A 7,879-nucleotide genomic window follows, 5' to 3' on the forward strand; every position below is an offset into this window, starting at 1 on the left:
GCTTTTGAGGGGGGAATGCGGGTGCTCGGTGCGGGGTTGAGTCGAGTAGGCTCAAGCTGTTTGACAAACACCCCCGGCATTCGTACGTTGAGTCTGACCGACTCAACTTTAACTACAGGGACGTACTCATGGCACGTGCGGTAGGTATCGACCTTGGGACGACCAACTCCGTCGTCTCGATCCTCGAGGGCGGTGAGCCCACCGTCATCGCCAACGCGCAGGGCTCGCGGACCACGCCGTCCGTGGTCGCCTTCGCGAAGAACGGCGAAGTCCTGGTCGGCGAGGTCGCCAAGCGACAGGCCGTCACCAACGTGGACCGGACCATCCGCTCCGTCAAGCGCGAGATGGGCACCAACTGGTCCCAGGAGATCGACGGCAAGAAGTTCTCCCCCCAGCAGATCAGCGCCTTCGTGCTGCAGAAGCTGAAGCAGGACGCTGAGGCCTACCTGGGCGAGAAGATCACCGACGCGGTGGTCACCGTCCCGGCCTACTTCAACGACGCGCAGCGCCAGGCCACCAAGGAGGCCGGCACGGTCGCGGGCCTCAACGTGCTCCGCATCATCAACGAGCCCACCGCGGCGGCGCTCGCGTACGGGCTCGACAAGGAGCAGGACCAGACGATCCTGGTCTTCGACCTCGGCGGCGGCACCTTCGACGTGTCCCTGCTCGACGTCGGCCAGGAGGACGGCCACGGCTTCGTCGAGGTCAAGGCGACCTCCGGCGACAACCACCTCGGTGGTGACGACTGGGACCAGCGGGTCGTCGACGAGCTGGCCAACCGGTTCAAGAACGCTCACGGCGTCGACCTGTCCAAGGACAAGATGGCCCTCCAGCGCCTGCGTGAGGCGGCGGAGAAGGCCAAGATCGAGCTGTCCAGCCAGGCCGAGACCAACATCAACCTGCCCTACATCACCGCTTCGTCCGAGGGCCCGCTGCACCTCGACGAGAAGCTGACCAGGGCCGAGTTCCAGCGGCTGACCGCCGACCTGCTCGAGCGGACCAAGGGCCCGTTCCACCAGGTCATCAAGGACGCCGGCATCAAGATCTCCGACATCGCCCACGTGGTGCTCGTCGGCGGCTCGACCCGCATGCCCGCCGTGTCCGAGCTCGTCAAGGAGCTGACCGGCGGCAAGGAGCCCAACAAGGGCGTCAACCCGGACGAGGTCGTCGCCATCGGCGCTGCCCTGCAGGCCGGCGTACTCAAGGGTGAGGTCAAGGACGTCCTGCTGCTCGACGTGACCCCGCTGTCGCTGGGCATCGAGACCAAGGGCGGCATCTTCACCAAGATCATCGAGCGCAACACGACGATCCCGACCAAGCGCTCCGAGGTCTTCACCACGGCCGAGGACAACCAGCCGTCGGTGCAGATCCAGGTCTACCAGGGCGAGCGCGAGATCGCCTCGTACAACAAGAAGCTGGCCACGTTCGAGCTGACCGGCATCGCCCCGGCGCCGCGCGGCATCCCGCAGATCGAGGTCACTTTCGACATCGACGCCAACGGCATCGTCAACGTCTCCGCCAAGGACCTGGGCACGGGCAAGGAGCAGACGATGACGATCACCGGCGGCTCCGCGCTGCCGAAGGACGACATCGCGCGGATGATGCGCGAGGCCGAGTCCTACGCCGAGGAGGACAAGAAGCGCCGCGAGGAGGCCGAGGTCCGCAACAACGCGGACGGGCTCGCCTACCAGACGGAGAAGTTCCTCCGCGAGAACGACGACAAGGTCCCCGGCGAGATCAAGACCGAGGTCAACGACGCGCTCGCCGAGCTGAAGAAGGCTCTTGAGGGCACCGACACCGACGTCATCCGCAACTCGGCCGAGAAGCTCGCGACCGTCAGCCAGAAGATGGGCTCGGCGATCTACGCGCAGAGCCAGGGCCAGCAGGCCGGCGACGAGGGCGCTCCGCAGGACGCCGCGGCCGGTGAGCAGCAGAAGGCCGACGAGGACGTGGTCGAGGCCGAGATCGTCGATGAAGACCAGCCGAAGAAGGACAAGTGATGCCGACGCGTGACAACGGGCACGACGAGCCGGTGATCCGCGACAACCGTAAGATCGACCCGGAGACGGGCCAGGTGCGCGAACGTCCGCAGGACCAGGAGACCCCCGTTCCCCCCGCCCCCACCGAGGTGGCGGCGAAGGACGGGGACCTGCTGGCGCAGCTCTCCGAGCGGACGTCCGACCTGCAGCGCCTCCAGGCGGAGTACACCAACTACCGCAGGCGGGTCGAGCGTGACCGGGTCGCGGTTCGCGAGCAGGCCGTCGCGAGCGCCCTCCAGGAGCTCCTGCCCGTGCTCGACGACATCGGGCGGGCACGTGATCACGGCGAGCTCACCGGTGGCTTCTCGAAGGTGGCAGAGTCACTGGAAGCGGCGGTCACCAAGCTCGGCCTCAACTCCTTCGGGCAGAAGGGCGACCCGTTCGACCCGACCGTTCACGAGGCGCTGATGCACAGCTACTCGCCGGACGTCACCGAGCCGACCGCGGTCGAGGTGCTACAGCCCGGTTACCGGATGGGTGACCGGGTGCTCCGCCCGGCGCGGGTGGCCGTGGCGGAGCCGGAAGACGCCCCTGCGGCGTCCGACGACGACAACTGACGAAGAAGAACGAAGGGCGATAGATGAGCACCAAGGACTACCTGGAGAAGGACTACTACGCCGTCCTTGGTGTGCCCAAGTCAGCCACCGCCGAAGAGATCAAGAAGGCCTACCGCAAGCTGGCCCGGCAATACCACCCCGACACCAATCAGGGCGACGTGGCCAAGGAGACCAAGTTCAAGGAGGTCTCCGAGGCCTACGACGTCCTGTCCGACGGCAAGCGCCGCAAAGAGTACGACGAGGCGCGCACGCTGTTCGGGTCGGGGGTGGGCGGCCAGCGTCCCGGCAGTGGCGGCTTCCCGTTCGACTTCGGCGACCTGTTCGGCGGCACCGCCAGCCAGCAGCAGCAGGGCCACGGTGCGGGTGAGCGGCTCGGCGACCTGTTCGGCGGGCTGTTCAACCGCGGCGGCGGTGGCTCGGCCCGTACGACCAGCACCACCAGGCCGCGGCGTGGGCAGGACATCGAGTCCGAGGTCACGCTCACGTTCACCGAAGCGGTCGAAGGCTCCACGGTGTCGCTCCGGCTGACCAGCTCGGCCGCCTGCACGGCGTGCAGCGGCACCGGGGCCAAAGCCGGCACCACCCCGCGGGTCTGCCCGACCTGCGAGGGCACCGGGGCGGCCAGCCGCAACCTGGGCAACTTCGCCTTCTCCGAGCCCTGCCGCGACTGCAAGGGCCGTGGCCTGCTCGTGGACGACCCCTGCCCCGTGTGCGAGGGCAGCGGCCGGGCCAAGAGCACCCGCAACATCCAGGCGCGCATCCCCGCGGGGGTGGCCGACGGCCAGCGGGTCAAGCTCAAGGCCAAGGGCGCCCCGGGCGAGAACGGCGGCCCGGCCGGCGACCTCTACATCCTCGCGCACGTCAAGCCGCATGCCGTGTTCGGCAGGACGGGCGACAACCTGACGATCACCGTGCCGGTGACGTTCTCCGAGGCCGCGCTCGGCGCCGAGATCAAGGTGCCGATACTCAAGGGCCTGCCGGTCACGTTGCGCATCCCGACGGGCACACCCAACGGCCGCACGTTCCGGGTTCGCGGCAGGGGTGTCGCCCGCAAGGACGGCACCAAGGGCGACCTGCTCGCCACTGTCGAGGTGGTCGTCCCCAAGACGCTGGACGACAAGTCCCGCGAACTCCTCACGGAGTTCAACACCGCGACCGCGGGCGAGGACCCGCGGGCTGATCTCATACAGAGAGCCAGAAGCGAGTAGCCGATGGACGCCAACTATTTCGACCTGTCAGACGAAACGCCGGTCTATGTGATCTCGGTGGCCGCGCAACTGTCGGGTCTTCACCCACAGACGCTGCGGCAGTACGACCGGCTCGGACTGGTCTGTCCAGGCCGTACGGCGGGGCGCGGCCGCCTCTACTCCACCCGCGACATCATCCAGCTCCGCGAGGTCCAGCGGCTCTCCCAGGAGGAGGGCATCAACCTCGCGGGCATCAAGCGGATTCTCGAGCTCGAGAACGAGGCTCTGCGGCTGCGTGAGGAGGTTCACCGCCTCCGCGCCGAGATGCAGATGGTCAGGGCGCTGATCCGCTACGAGCTGCCACCGGGGGCCTAGAACACATGGACTACAAGCTCACCCAGAAGAGCCAGGAAGCTCTCTCCGGGGCCATGCGGCGTGCCGCCGCGGAGGGCAATCCGGAGATCGCGCCCGCGCACCTGCTGACCACACTGCTCGCCCAGACGGGCGGCACCGCCATCCCGCTGCTCGAAGTCGTCGGCGCCGACTGGAAGACGCTGCGCGCCAAGGCCGAGGAGCAGCTCGCCGCGCTGCCGAAGGCGCAGGGCTCCACCGTGAGCGCGCCGTCGAGCTCCCGCCAGTTGCTGACCGTGATCAACACCGCCGCGCAGCGGGCCAAGCGGCTCGAGGACGAGTACGTCTCCACCGAGCACCTGCTCGTCGGCCTGGCCACCGACGGCGGCCAGATGGCCGAGCTGCTGAAGTCCCAGGGGGCGACCCCGCAGGCGCTGCTCGACGCCTTCGAGAAGGTACGCGGCCACGCCCGCGTCACCAGTGAGACCCCCGAGGACACCTACCAGGCGCTGGAGAAGTACGGCGTCGACCTGACCGAGCGGGCCCGCAGCGGCAAGCTCGACCCGGTCATCGGCCGCGACTCCGAGATCCGCCGCGTCGTGCAGGTCCTGTCCCGGCGCACCAAGAACAACCCGGTGCTGATCGGCGAGCCCGGCGTCGGCAAGACGGCCGTCGTCGAGGGCCTGGCCCAGCGCATCGTGGCCGGCGACGTGCCCGAGTCGCTGCGCAACAAGCGGCTCATCTCGCTCGACCTGGGCGCGATGGTCGCGGGCGCGAAGTACCGCGGCGAGTTCGAGGAGCGGCTCAAGGCCGTGCTCTCCGAGATCAAGGAGAGCGACGGGCAGATCGTCACGTTCATCGACGAACTGCACACGGTCGTCGGGGCGGGCGCCGCCGAGGGCGCGATGGACGCGGGCAACATGCTCAAGCCCATGCTGGCCCGCGGCGAGCTCCGCATGATCGGCGCCACGACCCTCGACGAGTACCGCGAGCGCATCGAGAAGGACCCCGCGCTGGAGCGCCGCTTCCAGCAGGTCTACGTCGGCGAGCCCACGGTCGAGGACACGATCGCGATCCTGCGCGGGCTCAAGGGCCGCTACGAGGCCCACCACCAGGTCCAGATCGCCGACAGCGCGCTGGTCGCCGCCGCCGCGCTCTCCGACCGCTACATCACCAACCGCTTCCTCCCCGACAAGGCCATCGACCTGGTCGACGAGTCCGCCTCCCGGCTGCGCATGGAGATCGACTCACGGCCCGTCGAGATCGACCAGCTCCAGCGCAACGTCGACCGGATGAAGATGGAGGAGCTGGCCCTGTCCAAGGAGACCGACGAGGCCTCCATCCAGCGGCTCGAACGCCTCCGCAAGGAGCTGGCCGACCGCCAGGAGGAGCTCAACGCCCTCGTCGGCCGCTGGGAGACCGAGAAGGCCGGCCTGAACAAGGTCGGCGAGCTCAAGAAGCAGCTCGACGAGGCCAGGAGCAGCGCCGAGCGGGCGCAGCGCGACGGCGACTTCGAGGCCGCCTCCCGGCTCATGTACGCCGAGGTGCCGCGCCTGGAGCAAGCCCTGCGGGCCGCCTCCGAGGCCGCCACCCCCGACAACGCCATGGTCAAGGAGGAGGTCGGCCCCGACGACATCGCCGAGGTCATCTCGTCCTGGACGGGCATCCCGGCGGGCCGCCTGCTGGAGGCTGAGACGGCCAAACTGCTGCGGATGGAGGAGGAGCTGGGGCAGCGCCTCATCGGGCAGCAGCAGGCCGTACAGGCCGTCTCCGACGCCGTACGGCGGAGCCGGGCCGGGATCTCCGACCCCGACAGGCCCACGGGCTCGTTCCTGTTCCTCGGCCCGACGGGTGTCGGCAAGACCGAGCTGGCCAAGGCGCTGGCGGAGTTCCTGTTCGACGACGAGCGGGCGATGACCCGCATCGACATGAGCGAATACTCCGAGAAGCACAGCGTCGCCCGGCTCGTCGGCGCGCCTCCCGGCTACGTCGGCTACGAGGAGGGTGGCCAGCTCACCGAGGCCGTCAGGCGGCGGCCCTACACGGTCGTGCTGCTCGACGAGGTGGAGAAGGCCCACCCCGAGGTCTTCGACATCCTGCTGCAGGTGCTCGACGACGGCCGCCTGACCGACGGCCAGGGCCGTACCGTCGACTTCCGCAACACGATCCTGATCCTCACCTCCAACATCGGCTCGCAGTTCCTGGTCGACCCCAAACTGGCCAACGGCGCCAAGCGCGAGGCCGTCATGGGCGCGGTGCGCAACGCGTTCAAGCCGGAGTTCCTCAACCGGCTCGACGACGTGATCCTGTTCGACGCGCTCGGCTCGGAAGAGCTGACGCGCATCGTCGACCTCCAGGTCGAGCGCCTGGCCCGGCGACTGGCCGACCGCCGACTCAGGCTGGAGGTCACCGACGCGGCCCGCGAGTGGCTGGCGCTCACCGGCTACGACCCGATGTACGGGGCGCGCCCGCTGCGCCGCCTGGTGCAGTCGGCGATCGGCGACAAGCTGGCCAAGGCCGTGCTGTCGGGCGAGGTCGTGGACGGCGACCGCGTCCTGGTGGACCTGGGCGACGACGAGCTCACCATCGCCCGCGGCTGACCCCCCGCGCTCGCGCGACGCCCGGAAACCGGCTGGTTTCCGGGCGTCGGCGTTTCATGGCACGGTCAACGGCGGCCCTCCGTCGTCAAGTGTTGCGCCACCCTTCTGGCAAGCCGACACGCGGCGGACCCGGTCGTGGCTAGCTTCGGCTTTCGTCGCATCACCGAAAGCCGAAGCAGGAGGACGTGCAGTGTCATCTCGGAAGTTCCGCGGCATCCTCACGGTGGCCATGCTGACCGTGGCAGTGGGTTGGATGGCGGCGGGCCCCGCGGCCGCCCGCACCGCCTTCGACGCCACGGATGCCTGTACCGGCCCGTCGGCGGATGTGACGTCGCCCGCGTCCACGGTCCGTGTCTGCGACGCCAGCACGGATCTGGTGGTACTGGACGGGTCATGGAGCGGCAAGCCGGTCCAGTCGGCCGCCGACCACCTGACCACCGACCTGTCCGACCGCCGAACCGACCACCTGACCACCGACCTGTCCGACCGCCGAACCGACCGCCTGACCACCGACCTGTCCGACCGCCGAACCGACCGCCTGGCCGCCGACCTGTCCGACCGCCGAACCGACCGCCTGGCCGTCGACCTGTCCGACCGCCTGTCTATGGCCGCCGTGCGATTGGCCGACCGGCTCGGCGTGGCCGGCCTGGCGACGGGCCATTCGGTGATGAACATCGCCGACCAAGGCGGGATGGCCGCCACCGCGGGCGCCGCGACGCTCCCCGGCGGCATCCCCGGCACGGCGGGCCTGGCAGACGTGTCGAGGCTGGCGGAGGCACCCGACCTCCCCACACTGCGCCGCCTGCCACGCACCGACAAGCTGCCCGTGGACATGCCCGCAGCCGGCTCGCGCATAGTGGGCACCGTGACCGAGTCGCCCGTCGACCCGCTCCAGCCCGTCAACGCGCTCCCGCCCGTCGACCAGGTGAAGCGCGAGACCGTCGCCCCCGTACTGCCGGAGGTGCCTGAGCACGCCCCCGCCATCGACGACGCCAACGGCCTGATCCAGAGACTCCCCGTCAGCTTCTCGGCCGTAAACGACCGAGCTTGCAGCTCCTCACCGTCGCTGGCTTCGGCGGCGAGGTCCGCGTCAGGCAGCGTGACTCACTGCCCAGTCCGCCACACCGCGTGAGGCGATGTTGCGG

Annotated in this window: 6 protein-coding genes; all 6 read left to right on the plus strand. The window is 69.3% G+C overall.

The window, feature by feature from the left end:
- The first annotated feature begins 128 nt into the window (after window positions 1–128).
- The 6 genes from dnaK (at window position 129) to KLK06_RS39090 (ending at window position 7,866) form a co-directional block, all read left to right on the plus strand.
- Window positions 129–2,000, plus strand: coding sequence for a molecular chaperone DnaK (dnaK, locus tag KLK06_RS39065; protein WP_214640690.1), 1,872 nt, complete (start codon window positions 129–131; stop codon window positions 1,998–2,000).
- Complete coding sequence (gene grpE, locus KLK06_RS39070; RefSeq protein WP_214640691.1) at window positions 2,000–2,596, plus strand: nucleotide exchange factor GrpE; 597 nt, start codon at window positions 2,000–2,002, stop codon at window positions 2,594–2,596. Before dnaK ends, grpE begins: the two co-directional genes overlap by 1 nt.
- 23 nt (window positions 2,597–2,619) lie before the next feature.
- Entirely contained in the window at window positions 2,620–3,804 is a 1,185-nt protein-coding gene (gene dnaJ / locus KLK06_RS39075) for a molecular chaperone DnaJ (RefSeq protein WP_214640692.1), read from the plus strand.
- A 3-nt stretch (window positions 3,805–3,807) separates the two neighbouring features.
- Window positions 3,808–4,158 carry a heat shock protein transcriptional repressor HspR gene (locus KLK06_RS39080; RefSeq protein WP_113703558.1) on the plus strand — a complete coding sequence of 117 codons (351 nt, stop codon included), beginning with the start codon at window positions 3,808–3,810 and terminating at the stop codon, window positions 4,156–4,158.
- Window positions 4,159–4,163: 5 nt separating this feature from the next.
- Complete coding sequence (gene clpB, locus KLK06_RS39085) at window positions 4,164–6,734, plus strand: ATP-dependent chaperone ClpB (protein WP_214640693.1); 2,571 nt, start codon at window positions 4,164–4,166, stop codon at window positions 6,732–6,734.
- Window positions 6,735–6,924: 190 nt separating this feature from the next.
- Window positions 6,925–7,866, plus strand: coding sequence for a hypothetical protein (locus KLK06_RS39090; protein WP_214640694.1), 942 nt, complete (start codon window positions 6,925–6,927; stop codon window positions 7,864–7,866).
- Window positions 7,867–7,879 lie beyond the last annotated feature (13 nt).

It is taken from the genome of Nonomuraea sp. NEAU-A123 (genome assembly GCF_018603905.1).
Lineage (GTDB): Bacteria > Actinomycetota > Actinomycetes > Streptosporangiales > Streptosporangiaceae > Nonomuraea.